This window comes from Streptomyces olivoverticillatus, assembly GCF_014203555.1.
GTDB lineage: Bacteria > Actinomycetota > Actinomycetes > Streptomycetales > Streptomycetaceae > Streptomyces > Streptomyces olivoverticillatus.
Genome location: NZ_JACHJH010000002.1, coordinates 744,957 through 760,673, shown reverse-complemented (window position 1 = coordinate 760,673; position 15,717 = coordinate 744,957). Strand labels below are relative to the sequence as shown.

The following is a 15,717-nucleotide window of genomic DNA, read 5'->3' as shown; positions in this document are numbered from 1 at the left end:
ACCTCGGCCCGCCGCCGTCGTTGTCACCTGCATACGCCCCGTACGAAGAACCGCCCGTACGACGAACCGATGGGAAGTACATGACTCAGGACCTCGCGCACTCCGTCCGCCCGTCCGCCGAGGCCCGCGCGCAGGCCGAGGGCTGGTGGCGCAGCGCCGTCATCTACCAGGTGTACGTGCGCTCGTTCGCCGACAGCGACGGCGACGGCATCGGTGATCTGCGCGGGATCCGCGAGCGGCTGCCCTACCTGGCCGAGCTGGGGGTGGACGCGCTGTGGCTGACCCCGTTCTACGCCTCGCCGCAGGCGGACGGGGGCTACGACGTGGCCGACTACCGGGCCGTCGACCCGCTGTTCGGGCAGCTGTCGGACGCCGACGACCTGGTGCGCGAGGCGCACCGGCTGGGCCTGCGGGTGATCGTCGACATCGTGCCCAACCACACCTCGGACCAGCACGTGTGGTTCCGGGCGGCGCTCGCGGGCGAGCCGGAGGGGGCGGCCCGCGCGCGCTACCACTTCCGGCCGGGCCGGGGGGCGGGCGGCGAGCTGCCGCCCAACGACTGGGAGTCCGTCTTCGGCGGCCCGGCGTGGACGCGCACCACCGGCCCGGACGGCACCCCGGGCGAGTGGTACCTGCACCTGTTCGCCCCCGAGCAGCCGGACCTCAACTGGGACAACCCCGAGGTGCGGGCCGAGTTCGAGTCGGTGCTGCGGTTCTGGCTGGACCTGGGGGTGGACGGCTTCCGCATCGACGTGGCGCACGGCATGGTCAAGGCGCCCGGGCTGCCGGACATCGGCCGTACTGAACAGGCCAAACTGATCGGCGCCCAGGTGCTGCCGTTCTTCGACCAGGACGGGGTGCACGAGATCCACCGCGGCTGGCGGCAGCTGCTGGACTCCTACGCCGGCGAGCGCATCGGCGTGGCCGAGGCGTGGGCGCCGACCCCGGAGCGGCTGGCGCTGTACGTGCGCCCGGACGAGTTGCACCAGGCCTTCAACTTCCAGTTCCTGACCTGCGCCTGGGGGGCGGGACCGATGCGGGAGGTCATCGACCAGTCGCTGGCCGCGACGCTGTCGGTGGGGGCGCCGACGACCTGGGTGCTGTCCAACCACGACGTGGTGCGGCACACCACCCGCTACGGCGGCGGGGAGCAGGGCCTGCGCCGGGCGCGGGCGGCCGCGCTGCTGATGCTGGCGCTGCCGGGCTCGGCCTACGTCTACCAGGGCGAGGAGCTGGGGCTGCCGGAGGTGGTGGACCTGCCGGACGAGGTGCGCCAGGACCCGGCGTTCTTCCGGGGCGACGGGCAGGAGGGCACCCGCGACGGCTGCCGGGTGCCGCTGCCGTGGTCGGGCGGGGCGGCTCCGTACGGCTTCGGGCCGGGCGGCAGCTGGCTGCCCCAGCCGGCTGCGTGGGCGCAGCTGTCGGTGGAGGCGCAGTCCGGTGACCCGCGCTCGACGCTGGAGCTCTACCGCTCGGCGCTGGTGCTGCGCCGGGAGCTGCCGGGGCTGGGTGACGGGGAGATGCGCTGGCTGGAGGCGCCTGAGGGGGTGCTGGCCCTCTCCCGGCCGGGCTTCGTCTGCACGCTCAACACGCTCGGTGACGAGGTGACGATGCCGGTGCCGGGACGTCCGGTGCTGGCGACGGCCGCCCTGGAATTCGCTGGCGGTACCGTGCGCATTCCCTCGGATTCCTGTGTGTGGTGGGCAGTCTGACGTGCGACCGGTACAGTCCCATCCTGTGACCGCCCGGCTAGCCGATATCGCAGCCCAGGCGGGTGTCAGCGAAGCAACCGTCAGCCGCGTCCTCAACGGAAAGCCGGGGGTCGCCGCCTCCACCCGCCAGTCGGTGCTGGCCGCGCTCGACGTGCTGGGCTACGAGCGTCCCGTACGGCTGCGGCAGCGCAGCGCCGGCCTCGTCGGGCTGATCACCCCCGAGCTGGAGAACCCTATTTTTCCCGCCTTCGCCCAGGTGATAGGGCAGGCGCTGACCCGGCAGGGGTACACCCCGGTGCTGGCCACCCAGACCCCGGGCGGCTCGACCGAGGACGAGCTGACGGAAATGCTGGTCGACCGGGGGGTCGCCGGGATCATCTTCGTCTCCGGGCTGCACGCCGACACCTCGGCGGACATGCAGCGCTACGAGCACCTGCGCGCCCAGGGCGTGCCGTTTGTGCTGATCAACGGCTTTTCCCCGAAGGTCAGGGCGCCTTTCGTCTCGCCGGACGACCGGGCGGCGATGCGGCTGGCCGTCACCCATTTGGCGGCATTGGGGCACCGGCGCATCGGGCTGGCGCTGGGGCCCGAGCGGTACGTGCCGGTGCAGCGGAAGATCGAGGGCTTTCTGGCCGCCGTGCAGGAGGAGCTCGGGGTGGCCGCGGAGGAGGCGCGTCACCTGATACGGCATTCGCTGTTCACCCTTGAGGGTGGTCAGGCGGCGGCCTCCGCGCTCATCGAGCGGGGGTGCACGGCGGTGGTGTGTGCGAGCGACATGATGGCGCTCGGGGTGATCCGGGCGGCGCGGCAGCGCGGGCTCGAAGTGCCGCGCGACGTCTCGGTGGTGGGCTTCGACGACTCCCCGCTGATCGCCTTCACCGATCCGCCGCTGACCACGATCCGGCAGCCCGTGCAGTCGATGGGACAGGCCGCGGTCAGGGCGTTGCTGGAGGAGATCGGCGGCACCCCGGCACCGCACAGCGAGTTCGTCTTCCTGCCGGAACTGGTGGTCAGGGGATCGACGGCGTCGGCTCCCGGACTGCGCGCCTGACGTCCGTACAGGCGCTCGCGCCATCCCTCAAGAGGGCGTGGCGAATCCGGCCGAAAGCCGCGAAGCCCGGTCTTGAGGACGATCTGCGGCCGAGTGCTTTCTGGCACACTCTTTCCCCATGGGTGAAGCGACAGTGAGGACCCTGGAAGACCGGACGGCCGCCCCACCACCCACCGAGGAGCGTGTGGACCGGCCGTCGCAGGACCGCGTGGGCTTGCGGAAGCTGCGCTCCCCGCGGCATCCGCGCCTCTGGTTCGAGGTGTTGCTGATTGCGGTGAGTTACTGGACGTATTCGCTCGTCCGCAACGCCGTGCCCGAGCAGAGAGCGGCCGCCCTGCGCAACGCGGACTGGATCTGGCAGGCCGAGCAGAGCCTGCACATCGCCGTCGAGCACACCGTCAACCAAGCCGTGAATTCGGTGACGTGGTTGATCGTGGGCATGAACTACTACTACGCCACGCTGCATTTCGTGCTGACGATCGGCGTGCTGGTCTGGCTCTACCGCTGGCATCCCGGGCGGTATGCGGCGGCGCGGCTGAGCCTGTTCGCCACCACCGCCGTGGCCCTGCTCGGTTACTACCTGTATCCGCTTGCTCCACCCCGGCTGATGGACGGCCTGGGCTTCGTCGACACGGTCGTCGTGCACCACACCTGGGGCTCGATGGCCTCGGGCAACCTCGCCAACATGTCCAACCAGTACGCGGCCATGCCCTCGATGCACATCGGCTGGTCGACATGGTGCGGCGTCACCATCGCGTTGCTGGCCCGCCCGCTGTGGGCCAGGGTGCTCGGGGTGCTGTACCCGGTGACCACGCTCGTGGTGATCGTCTCGACCGCCAACCACTTCTGGCTGGACGCGGTGGGCGGACTGCTCTGCCTGTCCTTCGGCTTCGCGCTGTCCTACGCCTGGTACGGGGCCCTGCCCTGCCGCCTCGCCCGCCAGGTGGCGGCGCGCGGCGCCCGGCGCGATGCTGGGTGAAGCGAACGCACCGGGCCGGGCCCCGTCAGACGGCGGGGTTCAGGCCCCGTAGAACAGCTCCTCGACCACGGCGCGGGCCCGCCGGGTGGTGCGCCGGTAGTCGTCCAGCATGTCCCCCACGTGGCCCGGCTCGTAGCCCAGGTAGCGGCCGACGGCGGCCAGCTCGCGGGGGTCGCCGGGGAAGGTGTCCTGGGCCCGGCCGCGCACCAGCATCACGGCATTGCGCACGCTGGTGGCCAGCACCCACGCCTCGTCCAGTATCCGGGCGTCGTCGGTGGAGACCAGCTCCGCCGCGTGGGCCGCGGCGAGCGCTTCCCGGGTCCGGGTCGTGCGCAGGCCGGGCTCGGCCCAGCCGTGCCGCATCTGCAGCAGCTGCACGGTCCACTCCACGTCCGACAGGCCGCCGCGGCCCAGCTTGGTGTGGGTGGTGGGGTCGGCGCCGCGCGGCAGCCGCTCGGACTCCATCCGGGCCTTCAGCCGCCGGATTTCGCGCACCGCGTCCTCGCCGAGGCCCTCGACGGGGTACCGCAGCGGGTCGATCAGCTCGATGAAGCGCGCGCCCAGCTCCGCATCGCCCGCCACCGGCTCGGCACGCAGCAGCGCCTGGCTCTCCCACACCAGCGACCAGCGCCGGTAGTAGGCGGCGTAGGAGGCGAGGCTGCGCACGATAGGGCCGGACTTGCCCTCGGGGCGCAGGTCGGCGTCGACGAGCAGCGGCGGGTCGGTGGTGGGCAGTTGGAGCAGCCGGCGCATCTCGCCCGCGACGGCGAAGGCGGCCTTGGCCGCCTCCTCGTCGCCGACGCCCTCGCGGGGCTCGTGGACGAACAGGACGTCGGCGTCGGAGCCGTAGCCCTGCTCGTGGCCGCCGAAGCGGCCCATGCCGATGACGGCGAAGCGGGTGGGCAGGGTGTCGCCCCACTCGGCGCGCACGGCCGCGCGCAGGGCTCCGGCGATGGCGGCGGCGTTGAGGTCGGAGACGGCGTCGCCCACGGTGTCCACGCGGGCGCCGGGCTCGGTGCCCGCGGTCTCGGCGGCGCCGCGCGAGCCGGTGCCGTGTTCGCCGGTGACGTGCACGCCGTTGCCCGAACGGGAGGGCCCGTAGGCCCCGATGATGTCGGCGGCGGCGGTGCGGAACAGCTCGCGGCGGCGCACCCCCCGGACGGCGACGATGCCGGCCTCCGCGTTCTCGGCACGGCCCACCGCCGCCATCACCTCCTGCTCCAGCGCCTGGCGGGTGCGCGGGCGCAGGCCGCCGGGGTCGCCGAGCAGGGCGACGGCCTCGGGGGCGCGCAGCAGCAGGTCGGGGGCGAGGCGGCCGGCGGACAGCACCCGGGCAAGGTTCTCGGCGGCGGCGCCCTCGTCGCGCAGCAGCCGCAGGTACCAGGGGGTCTTGCCGAGCGCGTCGGAGACCTTGTGGAAGTTGAGCAGCCCGGCGTCGGGGTCGGCGGAGTCGGCGAACCAGCCGAGCAGGACGGGCAGCAGGGTGCGCTGGATGGCGGCCTTGCGGGTGACGCCGGAGGCGAGGGCCTCCAGGTGCCGCAGGGCGGCGGCCGGGTCGTGGTAGCCGAGGGCTTCCAGGCGCTGGCCGGCCGCCTTGGCGCTGAGGCGGATCTCGCCGGGTTCGAGCTGGGCGACGGCGTCGAGCAGCGGCCGGTAGAACAGCTTCTCGTGCAGCCGCCGCACCTCGCGGGCGTGCAGCTTCCACTCCTTGGCGAGCCCGGCGACCGGTTCCGTGCGCAGGCCGATGGAACGGCCGAGGCGGCGCAGGTCGGCCTCGTCCTCGGGCATGAGGTGGGTGCGGCGCAGCCGGTAGAGCTGGATGCGGTGTTCCATCACGCGCAGGAAGCGGTAGGCGGCGTCGAGCGCCTTGGCGTCGGCGCGGCCGACGTAGCCGCCGGCGGCGAGCGCGGCCAGCGCGTCGAGGGTGGATCCGGCGCGCAGGGTGGCGTCGCTGCGGCCGTGCACCAACTGCAGGAGCTGTACGGCGAATTCGACGTCGCGCAGGCCGCCGGGGCCCAGCTTGAGCTCGCGGTCGACCTGGGTGGCGGGGATGGAGGCGATGACGCGGCGGCGCATCTGCTGGACGTCGGCGACGAAGTTCTCCCGCTCGGCGGCCTGCCACACCAGCGGGGAGAGGGCGTCGACGTAGGCCTGCCCGAGTTCGGGGTCGCCGGCGACCGGGCGGGCCTTGAGCAGTGCCTGGAACTCCCAGGTCTTGGCCCACCGCTGGTAGTAGGCGAGGTGGCTGCTCAGGGTGCGGACCAGGGGTCCGTTGCGGCCTTCGGGGCGGAGGTTGGCGTCGACGGGCCAGATGGTGCCTTCGGGGGTGACGTCGGAGCACACGCGCATCATGCGGGAGGCGAGGCGGGTGGCAGCGGCGAGGGCGGGGCCTTCCGGCATGCCTTCCTTGGCCTCGGCCACGAAGATCACGTCGACGTCGGAGACGTAATTGAGCTCCTGGCCGCCGCACTTGCCCATGCCGATCACCGCGAGGCGGCAGACGGCGGCGTCCTCGGGGTGCTCGTCGGCGGCGATCTGCAGGGCCGCGCGGAGGGTGGCGGTGGCGAGGTCGGCCAGTTCGGCGGCGGTCTGGGCGACGTCGGCGGTGCCGCTCGTGTCGCGGGCGGCTATGGCCAGCAGGCAGCGGCGGTAGGCGGCACGCAGTGCGTCGGCGGGCACGAGGGCGGCGGCGCAGCCCTCGCGCACGCCCTCGGCGAGGGCGCGGGCGAATTCGGCGACGCCCGGGTGCAGGTCGTCGGAGTCGAAGGTCTCCAGGACGTGCCAGTCGTGCGGGTGGCGGGAGAGGTGGTCGCCGAGCGCCTCGGAGGCGCCGAGCACGCCGAGCAGCCGGTCGCGCAGCGGCTTGGCGGTGATCAGGGTGTCCAGCAGCGTCCGCCGCTCGGCCTCGTCCTGGGCCTCGACGAGCCGTACGAGGCCGTGCAGGGCGAGGTCGGGGTCGGCGGCCCCGCCGAGCGCGTCGAGGAGCACCGGGTCGGTGCGGACGGACGCCAGCCCGGGGGTGCCGAGCAGCCGCTCGGCGGCGGCCGTGTCGGTGAAGCCGTGTCTCAGCAGCCGGGTGTAGGTGCTGCTGGTGCGGCGCCCCTCGGGCACGGTCATGGGCAGGCCCTTCCGATCGCCTGGAGCTCCTCGCTCCGCGTTCCTTACAACGCCGGCCTTACGACACCGGCTTTACAGCACCGGCAGCATCTTGCGCAGCTCGAAAGCGGTCACTTCCGACCGGTACTCCTCCCACTCCTGCTTCTTGTTGCGCAGGAAGAAGTCGAAGACGTGCTCGCCGAGGGTCTCGGCGACCAGCTCGCTGCGCTCCATGAGCTCGATGGCCTCGCCCAGGTTCTGCGGCAGCGGCTCGATGCCCATGGCCCGCCGCTCCGCGTCGGACAGCGCCCAGACGTCGTCGTCGGCGCCGGCGGGGAGCTCGTACCCCTCTTCGATGCCCTTAAGCCCCGCGGCCAGCAGGACCGCGTAGGTCAGGTAGGGATTGGCGCCGGAGTCGATGGAGCGGACCTCGACGCGGGTGGAGCCGGTCTTGCCGGGCTTGTACATGGGCACCCGGATCAGCGCGGAGCGGTTGTTGTGGCCCCAGCAGATGTACGAGGGGGCCTCGCCGCCGGCGCCGGCGGTGCGCTGGGAGCCGCCCCAGATGCGCTTGTAGGAGTTGACCCACTGGTTGGTGACGGCGGAGATCTCGCCCGCGTGCTTGAGCAGCCCGGCGATGAAGGACTTGCCGACCTTGGACAGCTGGTACTCGGCCCCCGACTCGTGGAAGGCGTTGCGGTCGCCCTCGAAGAGGGAGAGGTGGGTGTGCATGCCGGAGCCGGGGTACTCGGAGAACGGCTTGGGCATGAAGGTGGCCTGGACGCCCTGCTCCAGCGCGACCTGCTTCATCACCAGCCGGAAGGTCATGATGTTGTCGGCGGTGGAGAGCGCGTCGGCGTAGCGCAGGTCGATCTCCTGCTGGCCGGGGGCGCCCTCGTGGTGGCTGAACTCCACCGAGATGCCCATCGACTCCAGCATGGTGATGGCCTGGCGGCGGAAGTCCATGCCCACGTTCTGCGGGGTGTGGTCGAAGTACCCGGAGGAGTCGGCGGGCACCGGCCGGGTGCCGTCGACGGGCTTGTTCTTGAGCAGGAAGAACTCGATCTCGGGGTGGGTGTAGAAGGTGAAGCCGAGGTCGGAGGTCTTGGCCAGGATGCGCTTGAGCACGTAGCGCGGGTCGGCGTAGGAGGGCGAGCCGTCCGGCATCAGGATGTCGCAGAACATCCGGGCGGTGCCCGGCGCCTCGGCCCGCCAGGGCAGGATCTGGAAGGTCCCCGGATCCGGCTTGGCGATCATGTCCGACTCGTAGACCCGGGCAAATCCCTCGATGGCGGACCCGTCGAAGCCGATCCCCTCGTCGAAGGCCTGCTCGAGCTCCGCGGGGGCGACGGCCACGGACTTCAGGTACCCGAGCACGTCGGTGAACCACAGCCGCACGAAGCGGATGTCGCGCTCTTCGAGGGTGCGGAGCACGAACTCCTGCTGCTTATCCATAGCTACCTATCCTCGCTGGTCAGGCCGTCCGCTCCCAAGCAGCGGGGCACATCGGGGGGCACATGAGCATCCCACCACACGGTTTCGAGCACGTTGCGCACACACGTCTGAACGCCTCGTCTCTCGGAGAGGACCTCTCCGCACGTGTCCATCGTGCCCGCAGGCACGTGCTGCGGCTTGCCTCCATTGTGGGCCACGGGCCCGATCATGGTCGACCTGCCTGCAGGGCCGGTCCGGCCTCTTACGTCCGCAGGAACGGTGTGGCCAGGACCGCTGCCGCGATGGACTGGGGTCGGTCGTACATCAGGAGGTGGCCGGCCGGGGCCACGGCTTCGAAGCGGGCGTCCAGGCGGGCGGCCAGCGCGCGCTGGCGCTGGAGCCAGCGGCGCTCCAGCCAGGAGCCGGTGCCGGGCGAGGCGGCCAGGACCGTGACCGGGGCCGGGGGGAGCAGGTGGTGGGCGCGGAACTCTTCCAGTTCGGCGGCCACGTCGCGGTAGCGGGCGTTCTCCATGAGGACGGCGCGCACCACGCGGCCGGTGCCGTAGGTGCGGCGGATCAGGTCGGCGGGGGCCGGGTCGTGGCGTTTGACGGAGGCCGAGCGGACCGAGAGCCTGCGCAGTGCGGGACCCAGGGCCCGGGGCAGCCCCGCGGAGGCGAAGGCCAGGCCCCGGATCTCGGCGGCCATCGTGCGCAGCTCGCGGGCGGGCACGGGCCGGGCATTCTCCTCCACGCTGGCGTCGACGAGGACGAGCCCGGCTGTGCGCTCCGGGTAGAGCCGGGCGAACGCCTCGGTGTGGAATCCGGCGAGGGAGTGCCCGACGAGCGTGACGGGCCCGGTCAGGCCCAGCGCGTCGAGGACGCCCGCGATCCGGGCGGCCTCCCCGGCGGCGGTGGGCGGCTCGAGCGCCGGGGCGCTGAAGCCGAGCCCCGGGCGGTCGAAGCGGACGACCGTGCGGTGCGGGGTGAGCAGCGGTACGACCGGCTCCCAGTCGAACCAGCCCATGCCGAGCCCGGCGCTGAGCACGGCCACCGGACCGGACCCCTCGCACAGGACGTGCAGTGGTACTCCCCCGACGCGCAGCATCCGGCCCGGTGGCCGCTGCGTACCGCTCATGTCCGTCCCCCTGGTTGCTCCGGCTCCATCGCCCGAGAGCAAGCTACTCGACGGCGGCGGCTTCCCGGTGCCCGGTGGTGGCCCAGTGCGGCTTGCGGCACTTGAGGAAGGCCAGCGGTGCGAGGAAGCCGATGACCAGCAGGCCGCCGCCGACGGTGAGCAGGTAGCGCCACAGCGGTCCGCCGCCGAACTGCTGTGGCGGTACGAAGCCGATGAGCATCGCGGCGAGCGAGGCCGCGAAGCCCGTGCCCGCGACCAGGTGCACGGCCGGGACGCGGAAGCCCCGCGGGTGGTCGGGCCGGGTGGCGCGCAGCCGGATGACGGCGGCGAACATCAGCAGGTAGACGACGAGGTAGATCTGCGCGGTGACGACCGAGAAGATCCAGTAGGCGCTGGAGACGTCGGGGACGAAGGCGTAGAGCAGGGCGATGAGCGTGGTCAGCACGCCCTGGGCGAGCAGGATGTTCCGCGGGACGCCGTGCCGGTTGAGCTTCTGCAGGACGGGCGGCAGATAGCCCTCCTGCCGGGCGACGATCAGCAGGCCCTTGGACGGCCCGGACAGCCAGGTGAGCATGCCGCCGAGCGCCGCAGCGACGAGCAGCACGCCGACGACCTTGGTCAGCCAGCCCACGTGGAAGTGGTCGAAGAAGCCCTGGAACGCCTGCATCACCCCGGCCGTGAGGCTGAGGTCCTTGCCCGGCATCACCCAGCTGACGGCCAGCGCCGGGAGGATGAAGATCAGCAGGACGAGGCCGGTGGAGGCGGCCATCGCGCGCGGGAACTGCTTGCCGGGCTCGCGCAGCGAGGCGACGTGGACGCCGTTCATCTCCATGCCCGCGTAGGACAGGAAGTTGTTGACGATCAGGACCAGGCTGGCGAGCCCGGTCCACGGCGGCAGCACATGCCCGGTGTCCATGGGCGCGGCGGACGGGTTGCCCTGGCCGAGGAAGACCAGGCCGAGCACGACGAGGACGACGCCCGGGATCAGGGTGCCGACGACCAGGCCCACGCCCGCGAGCCCGGCCACGGCCTTGGTGCCGCGCAGGGAGATCAGCACGCCCGACCAGTACACGACGACGATGACGATGGCGATGTAGAGCCCGTTGCCGGCCAGGGAGGGGTCGACGACGTAGGCGAAGGTGCTCGCCACGTAGGCGAGCAGGCTCGGGTAGTAGGCGATCGTCATCGCGAACTGGCACCAGACGGCCAGGAATCCGAGCGGCTTGGAGAGGCCTTCGCTCACCCATCGGTAGACGCCTCCGGTCCAGCCGGAGGCGAGCTCGGCCGAGACCAGGGCGGTGGGCAGCAGGAAGACCACGGCCGGGACGAGGTAGAGGAAGACGGCGGCCAGCCCGTAGATCGCCATGGAGGGGGCGGGGCGCAGATTGGCCACGGAGGCGGTGGTCATCATCGCGAGGGTCGCCCAGGAGATGAACTGCCGGGTCTGTGCGGTGTCCGGAGCGGGGGCGAGGTCCGGGCGGGCGGGACGGGCGGAGGGACGTTCCTCCCGCACCTGTTCCGTGGTGGTCATGGGGGGAGAGCGTCCTTCGGGCCGTGCGTCGATCGTTTTCGCCCCATCATCGGCCCTCACCACCGTTACGTGCACATCCGTTCCCTTGCCGCCCTTCGGCGCGTATACCCGGAGGGGGTAAGGTGCGCAGGAGGTTCGGAGGGCTCGGGGAGGCGAACGGTGTACGGACAGCGCAAGGCCGCCGCCTGGTGCGGGCGCCTGCTGCTGTTCGCCGCGCTGCTGCTGGGCATCGTGACGATGCACACACTCGGACACCCGGACGGGCACGCCCCGGCGCACGCCTCGATGGCGATGACGCAGACCGCCGCCCCCGGCCCGATGGCCTCCGCCGGTACGGCCGCGGCCCCTGCGGCCCACTCCGAACACGGCGGCATGGACCCGATGTCCGTCTGCCTCGCCGTGCTCGGCGCCGGCTGGACGGCCGCCCTCCTGCTCTCCCTCGCCGCCCTCGGGCACCCGGCCGGCGCGCTGTTCGCCTCGGTCCGCGCCTGGTGCGCGCGGGCGCTGTGGCCCCGTCCCCCGCCACGGCACAAGGCTCTCGCCCGGTTGTCGGTGCTGCGCGTGTAGGAGCGCGTCCCGCTCGCCCTTCGCGGCAGCGGACGCGCTCATCCACCACGCCCGCAACACCGACACCACGAGGTGCACTTCCCCATGCGCATACGCACGACCACCCGCCGCGCCGCTCTCGGCGCGGGGCTCGCCATGGCAGGCGGCGGCCTGCTCGCCGCCTGCTCCAAGGGCGGCGGTCCGGCCGCCGCGCCGACGGACGGCGGCTATGTCTCGCCCGACGGCAAGGAGGTCGCGGCGGCCGAGGCCCGCCGCGGCACCGGGCCCGTACGGCAGGTGCGGCTGACCGCGACCGCCGCCCGCATCGGCCTGGGCGGCGGCCGCACGGTCGCCACCTGGGCGTACGGCGACACGCTGCCCGGCCCGGAGATCCGGGTCACGGCGGGCGACACCCTCGCGCTGACCCTCGCCAACCACCTGCCCGAGCCCACGTCCGTGCACTGGCACGGGCTGGCGCTGCGCAACGACATGGACGGCGCTCCCGGGCTCACCCAGCAGCCGGTCAAGGCCGGCGCCTCGCACGACTACCGCTTCACGGTCGCCCACCCGGGCACGTACTGGCTGCACCCGCACGCGGGCGTGCAGCAGGACCGCGGGCTGTACGCGCCGCTGATCGTGGAGGACCCCAAGGAGCCGCTGTCGTACGACAAGGAGTGGGTCGTCGTCCTGGACGACTGGGTGGACGGCGTCGACGGCAGCACTCCGGACGCGGTCCTCGCCGAGCTGAGCAAGGGCATGGGCATGGAGATGGGCACGGGCATGGAGGGCATGGAGGGCATGCACCACGGCGGGCCCGCCGCCTCCGGTGGCCCCTCCCGGATGCTGATGGGCGCCTCCAGCCCCGTCCTGGGCGGTGACGCGGGCGACGTCGCCTACCCGCACTACCTGGTCAACGGCCGCGTCCCCGAGGACCCGCAGACCTTCACCGCCCGGCCCGGCGACCGGATCCGCATCCGCCTGGTCAACGCGGGCGGCGACACCGCCTTCCGCGTGGCCCTCGGTGAGCACCGGATGACGATCACCCATACGGATGGTTTCCCCGTCGAACACGTCCAGACGGACACACTCTTGCTGGGTATGGGAGAGCGCTACGACGTGCTCGTCGAGGCCAAGGACGGCGTCTTCCCGCTCACCGCGCTGGCCGAGGGCAAGAACCGCTCGGCCATGGCCGTCCTGCGGACGGGCGGCGGCGCGGCGCCCGGCGCGGACGCCCGCCCCAAGGAGCTCGACGCCACGCCGCCGGCCGCGGGCAGCCTCAAGGCCGACCGGAGCGTACGGCTGCCGGAGCGCCGGCCCGACCGTACGGTCACGCTCAAGCTGACCGGCTCGATGGAGAAGTACGACTGGGCGGTCAACGGCAGGAAGTACGCGCCGTCACAGCGCTACGACGTCCGCGCGGGCGAGCGGGTGCGGCTGGTGTTCGTCAACGACACCGGGATGTGGCACCCCATGCACCTGCACGGCCACACCTTCGCGCTGCCCGGCGGGGGCCCGCGCAAGGACACCGCGATCGTGCTTCCGGGCAAGCGGCTCGCCGTCGACTTCGACGCGGACAACCCGGGCCTGTGGATGCTCCACTGCCACAACGTCTACCACTCGGAGGCCGGGATGATGACGGTCCTCGGCTACCGCCGCTAGCGCATGCGCGAGGGGCCCGCGCCGGACGTGCGGCGCGGGCCCCTCGGGGTGCGGAGCGGCTCAGACGGCCAGCGGCAGCTGGGTGCCGGGCTGGGGGTTGCCGTAGTGGTCGATGACCTTGTTGAGCTCGCTCTGGTAGTACAGCGGCCACAGGCCGAGCACGAAGACGAACAGCAGGCCGAGGCCGCCACTGCAGGTGGCCTGCAGACCGGCCGCGCGCTGGGAGTCGCCGATGCGCTTGGCCGTGTTGTAGATGGAGACGAACGGCGGGACGATCAGGTAGCCGCCGAACATGATGGTGAGCAGGCTGCCGGTCGGGCTGATGTCCCGGCGGCTGTCGAACTGCGCCATCTCCTTGTGGATCTTGTAATACCAGACCAGCGCGTAGATGCCGGCGGTGATGATCATCAGGACCCACACGCCGAAGGCGCTGCGCCGCTTCATGGCCAGGCCGAAGTGCGCCGGGCCCTGCTGCGGGTAACCACCCGGGGCCGGGTAGCCCATGGGCGCCTGCTGCGGGTAGCCGCCCTGGTACGGGCTGGGCATGCCCTGGGGCGGGTAGGGGTTCGGGGAGGGCGGGCCCCACTGCGGCGTGGTCAACGGGTCTCCTACGGGACGGGCTCTGACAAAACATCAAGGCGCCCGTGGCCGGAACCGCACCACGGGCAGACCGCGCAGCTTGTCACAAGATCGCGTTTTGCCGCCAGGCAATCCCAAGGGGCGTCTGCCCGGCGGGACCCTGGCGGTCCGGCCGCACAGGCCCCCGCGTGGCCGCGCTCACACCACATTGCGTCACTCTGACGGTTACCCTGGTGGACGTGGCTCAACTTCGTCTCGCCCTGAACCAGATCGACCCCTGCGTCGGCGACATCGCCGGAAACGCCGAGGCCATCGTCCGCTGGACCCGGCACTCCGCCGAGCAGGGCGCCCATCTGGTGGCGTTCCCTGAGATGGCACTGACGGGCTACCCCGTCGAGGACCTCGCGCTGCGGCCCTCCTTCGTCGAGGCCGGCCGCGCCGCGCTGGACGCGCTCGCCGCCCGGCTGCAGGACGAGGGCTTCGGGGAGCTGCCGGTGGTCGTCGGCTACCTCGACCGCAGCGAGGAGGCCCGGCCGCGGCTCGGCCGTCCCGCAGGTGCGCCGCGCAACGCCGCCGCCGTGCTGCACCGCGGCAAGCCCGTCCTCACCTTCGCCAAGCACCACCTGCCCAACTACGGCGTCTTCGACGAGTTCCGCTACTTCGTGCCCGGCGAGACGATGCCGGTGATCCGTGTGCACGGCGTCGACGTCGCCCTCGCCATCTGCGAGGACCTGTGGCAGGAGGGCGGCCGGGTGCCCGCCGCGCGCTCCGCCGGGGCCGGGCTGCTTCTCTCCATCAACGCCTCCCCCTACGAGCGGGAGAAGGACGACACCCGCCTGGAGCTGGTGCGCAAGCGCGCCCAGGAGGCCGGGTGCACCACCGCCTACCTGGCGACGACCGGCGGCCAGGACGAGCTGGTCTTCGACGGCGACTCGATCGTCGTCGGCCTCGACGGCGAGGTCATCGCCCGCGCCTCCCGCTTCGAGGAGACCTGCATCGTCCTCGACCTCGACCTGCCGGCCGCCCCGGCGGCCACGCCCTCGGGCGTCGTCGACGACGGTCTGCGCATCGACCACGTCACGCTGTCCGCCGACCCGCTGCCCGCCTACGAGCCCGCGTTCCCGGGCAGCCAGGCGGCCCCGCTCGGCGCGGCCGAGGAGGTCTACTCGGCGCTGGTGACGGGCCTGCGCGCGTACGTCGAGAAGAACGGCTTCCGCAGCGTCCTGATCGGCCTCTCCGGCGGCATCGACTCCGCGCTCGTCGCCGCCATCGCCTGCGACGCGGTGGGCGCGGCGAACGTCTACGGCGTGGCCATGCCGTCCCGCTACTCCTCCGACCACTCCATCGGCGACGCCGAGGAGCTCGCCCGGCGCACCGGCCTGCACTTCCGGACCGTGCCGATCGCGCCGATGTTCGACGCGTACATGGGCTCGCTGGGGCTGACCGGGCTCGCCGAGGAGAACCTCCAGTCGCGGCTGCGCGGCACGATGCTGATGGCCATCTCCAACCAGGAGGGCCACATCGTGCTCGCGCCGGGCAACAAGTCCGAGCTGGCGTGCGGCTACTCCACGCTCTACGGCGACTCCGTCGGCGCGTACGGCCCGATCAAGGACGTCTACAAGACCTGGATCTTCCGCCTCGCCAACTGGCGCAACCAGGCGGCGGCCGAGCGCGGCGAGACCCCGCCGATCCCGGAGAACTCCATCACCAAGCCGCCGAGCGCCGAGCTGCGCCCCGGCCAGGTGGACACGGACTCGCTGCCGGATTACGAGGTCCTCGACCGGATCCTGGAGCTGTACGTGGACCGGGACCTGGGCCTGGAGCGGATCGTGGCCGCCGGTTTCGACGCGGAGCTGGTGACGCGCATCCTGCGCATGGTGGACACGGCGGAGTACAAGCGACGCCAGTACCCGCCGGGCACGAAGATCTCGGCAAAGGGCTTCGGCAAGGACCGCCGCCTCCCGATAACCAACCGCTGGCGCGAGCGGGGCTGAC

11 protein-coding genes are annotated in these 15,717 nt (G+C 72.3%); 6 read left to right on the top strand and 5 right to left on the bottom strand.

Annotated elements, in window-relative coordinates:
• Nucleotides 1-80: 80 nt before the first annotated feature.
• The 3 genes from FHS39_RS08795 to FHS39_RS08785 all read left to right on the top strand — a co-directional run bounded on the left by FHS39_RS08795 (nucleotide 81) and on the right by FHS39_RS08785 (nucleotide 3,742).
• Nucleotides 81-1,712: a glycoside hydrolase family 13 protein gene (locus tag FHS39_RS08795; protein WP_184348028.1), complete on the top strand. Its 1,632-nt coding sequence runs from the start codon at nucleotides 81-83 to the stop codon at nucleotides 1,710-1,712.
• Between the two features lie 25 nt (nucleotides 1,713-1,737).
• On the top strand, nucleotides 1,738-2,763 hold the full coding sequence (locus FHS39_RS08790; protein ID WP_343069451.1) for a LacI family DNA-binding transcriptional regulator: 1,026 nt from the start codon (nucleotides 1,738-1,740) through the stop codon (nucleotides 2,761-2,763).
• A gap of 118 nt (nucleotides 2,764-2,881) precedes the next feature.
• Nucleotides 2,882-3,742: a phosphatase PAP2 family protein gene (locus tag FHS39_RS08785; protein ID WP_184348026.1), complete on the top strand. Its 861-nt coding sequence runs from the start codon at nucleotides 2,882-2,884 to the stop codon at nucleotides 3,740-3,742.
• A 39-nt stretch (nucleotides 3,743-3,781) separates the two neighbouring features.
• On the opposite strand, the gene FHS39_RS08780 is transcribed toward FHS39_RS08785, so the two are convergent.
• The 4 genes from FHS39_RS08780 to gadC form a co-directional block, all read right to left on the bottom strand.
• Entirely contained in the window at nucleotides 3,782-6,859 is a 3,078-nt protein-coding gene (locus FHS39_RS08780) for a bifunctional [glutamine synthetase] adenylyltransferase/[glutamine synthetase]-adenylyl-L-tyrosine phosphorylase (RefSeq protein ID WP_184348024.1), read from the bottom strand.
• Between the two features lie 72 nt (nucleotides 6,860-6,931).
• Entirely contained in the window at nucleotides 6,932-8,293 is a 1,362-nt protein-coding gene (gene glnA / locus FHS39_RS08775) for a type I glutamate--ammonia ligase (protein ID WP_184348022.1), read from the bottom strand.
• 241 nt (nucleotides 8,294-8,534) lie between these two features.
• The gene (locus FHS39_RS08770; RefSeq protein WP_184348020.1) at nucleotides 8,535-9,407 is read right to left on the bottom strand and encodes an alpha/beta fold hydrolase; all 873 of its coding nucleotides are present in this window, start codon (nucleotides 9,405-9,407) and stop codon (nucleotides 8,535-8,537) included.
• A gap of 43 nt (nucleotides 9,408-9,450) precedes the next feature.
• The gene (gene gadC, locus FHS39_RS08765) at nucleotides 9,451-10,938 is read right to left on the bottom strand and encodes a glutamate/gamma-aminobutyrate antiporter GadC (protein WP_184348018.1); all 1,488 of its coding nucleotides are present in this window, start codon (nucleotides 10,936-10,938) and stop codon (nucleotides 9,451-9,453) included.
• A gap of 159 nt (nucleotides 10,939-11,097) precedes the next feature.
• Here gadC and FHS39_RS08760 point away from each other — a divergent pair, with 159 nt between their 5' ends.
• Both FHS39_RS08760 and FHS39_RS08755 read left to right on the top strand, forming a co-directional pair.
• On the top strand, nucleotides 11,098-11,505 hold the full coding sequence (locus FHS39_RS08760; protein WP_184348016.1) for a DUF6153 family protein: 408 nt from the start codon (nucleotides 11,098-11,100) through the stop codon (nucleotides 11,503-11,505).
• Nucleotides 11,506-11,589: 84 nt separating this feature from the next.
• Complete coding sequence (locus FHS39_RS08755; RefSeq protein WP_184348015.1) at nucleotides 11,590-13,143, top strand: multicopper oxidase family protein; 1,554 nt, start codon at nucleotides 11,590-11,592, stop codon at nucleotides 13,141-13,143.
• A gap of 60 nt (nucleotides 13,144-13,203) precedes the next feature.
• Here FHS39_RS08755 and FHS39_RS08750 read toward each other — a convergent pair whose 3' ends face one another.
• Complete coding sequence (locus FHS39_RS08750) at nucleotides 13,204-13,743, bottom strand: DUF4234 domain-containing protein (protein ID WP_246470001.1); 540 nt, start codon at nucleotides 13,741-13,743, stop codon at nucleotides 13,204-13,206.
• Nucleotides 13,744-13,961: 218 nt separating this feature from the next.
• Between FHS39_RS08750 and FHS39_RS08745 the strand changes: the two genes are divergently transcribed.
• A complete protein-coding gene (locus FHS39_RS08745; RefSeq protein WP_184348012.1) occupies nucleotides 13,962-15,716 on the top strand; it encodes an NAD+ synthase in 1,755 nt (584 codons plus the stop codon).
• The last annotated feature ends 1 nt before the right edge of the window (nucleotide 15,717 follow it).

Excerpts from the sequence above, each read along its gene's own strand:
- FHS39_RS08795 (WP_184348028.1), top strand. The coding sequence starts at position 81 with ATGACTCAGGACCTCGCGCACTCCGTCCGCCCGTCCGCCGAGGCCCGC.
- FHS39_RS08785 (WP_184348026.1), top strand. The coding sequence starts at position 2,882 with ATGGGTGAAGCGACAGTGAGGACCCTGGAAGACCGGACGGCCGCCCCA.
- FHS39_RS08780 (WP_184348024.1), bottom strand. The coding sequence starts at position 6,859 with ATGACCGTGCCCGAGGGGCGCCGCACCAGCAGCACCTACACCCGGCTG.
- glnA (WP_184348022.1), bottom strand. The coding sequence starts at position 8,293 with ATGGATAAGCAGCAGGAGTTCGTGCTCCGCACCCTCGAAGAGCGCGAC.
- FHS39_RS08770 (WP_184348020.1), bottom strand. The coding sequence starts at position 9,407 with ATGAGCGGTACGCAGCGGCCACCGGGCCGGATGCTGCGCGTCGGGGGA.
- gadC (WP_184348018.1), bottom strand. The coding sequence starts at position 10,938 with ATGACCACCACGGAACAGGTGCGGGAGGAACGTCCCTCCGCCCGTCCC.
- FHS39_RS08755 (WP_184348015.1), top strand. The coding sequence starts at position 11,590 with ATGCGCATACGCACGACCACCCGCCGCGCCGCTCTCGGCGCGGGGCTC.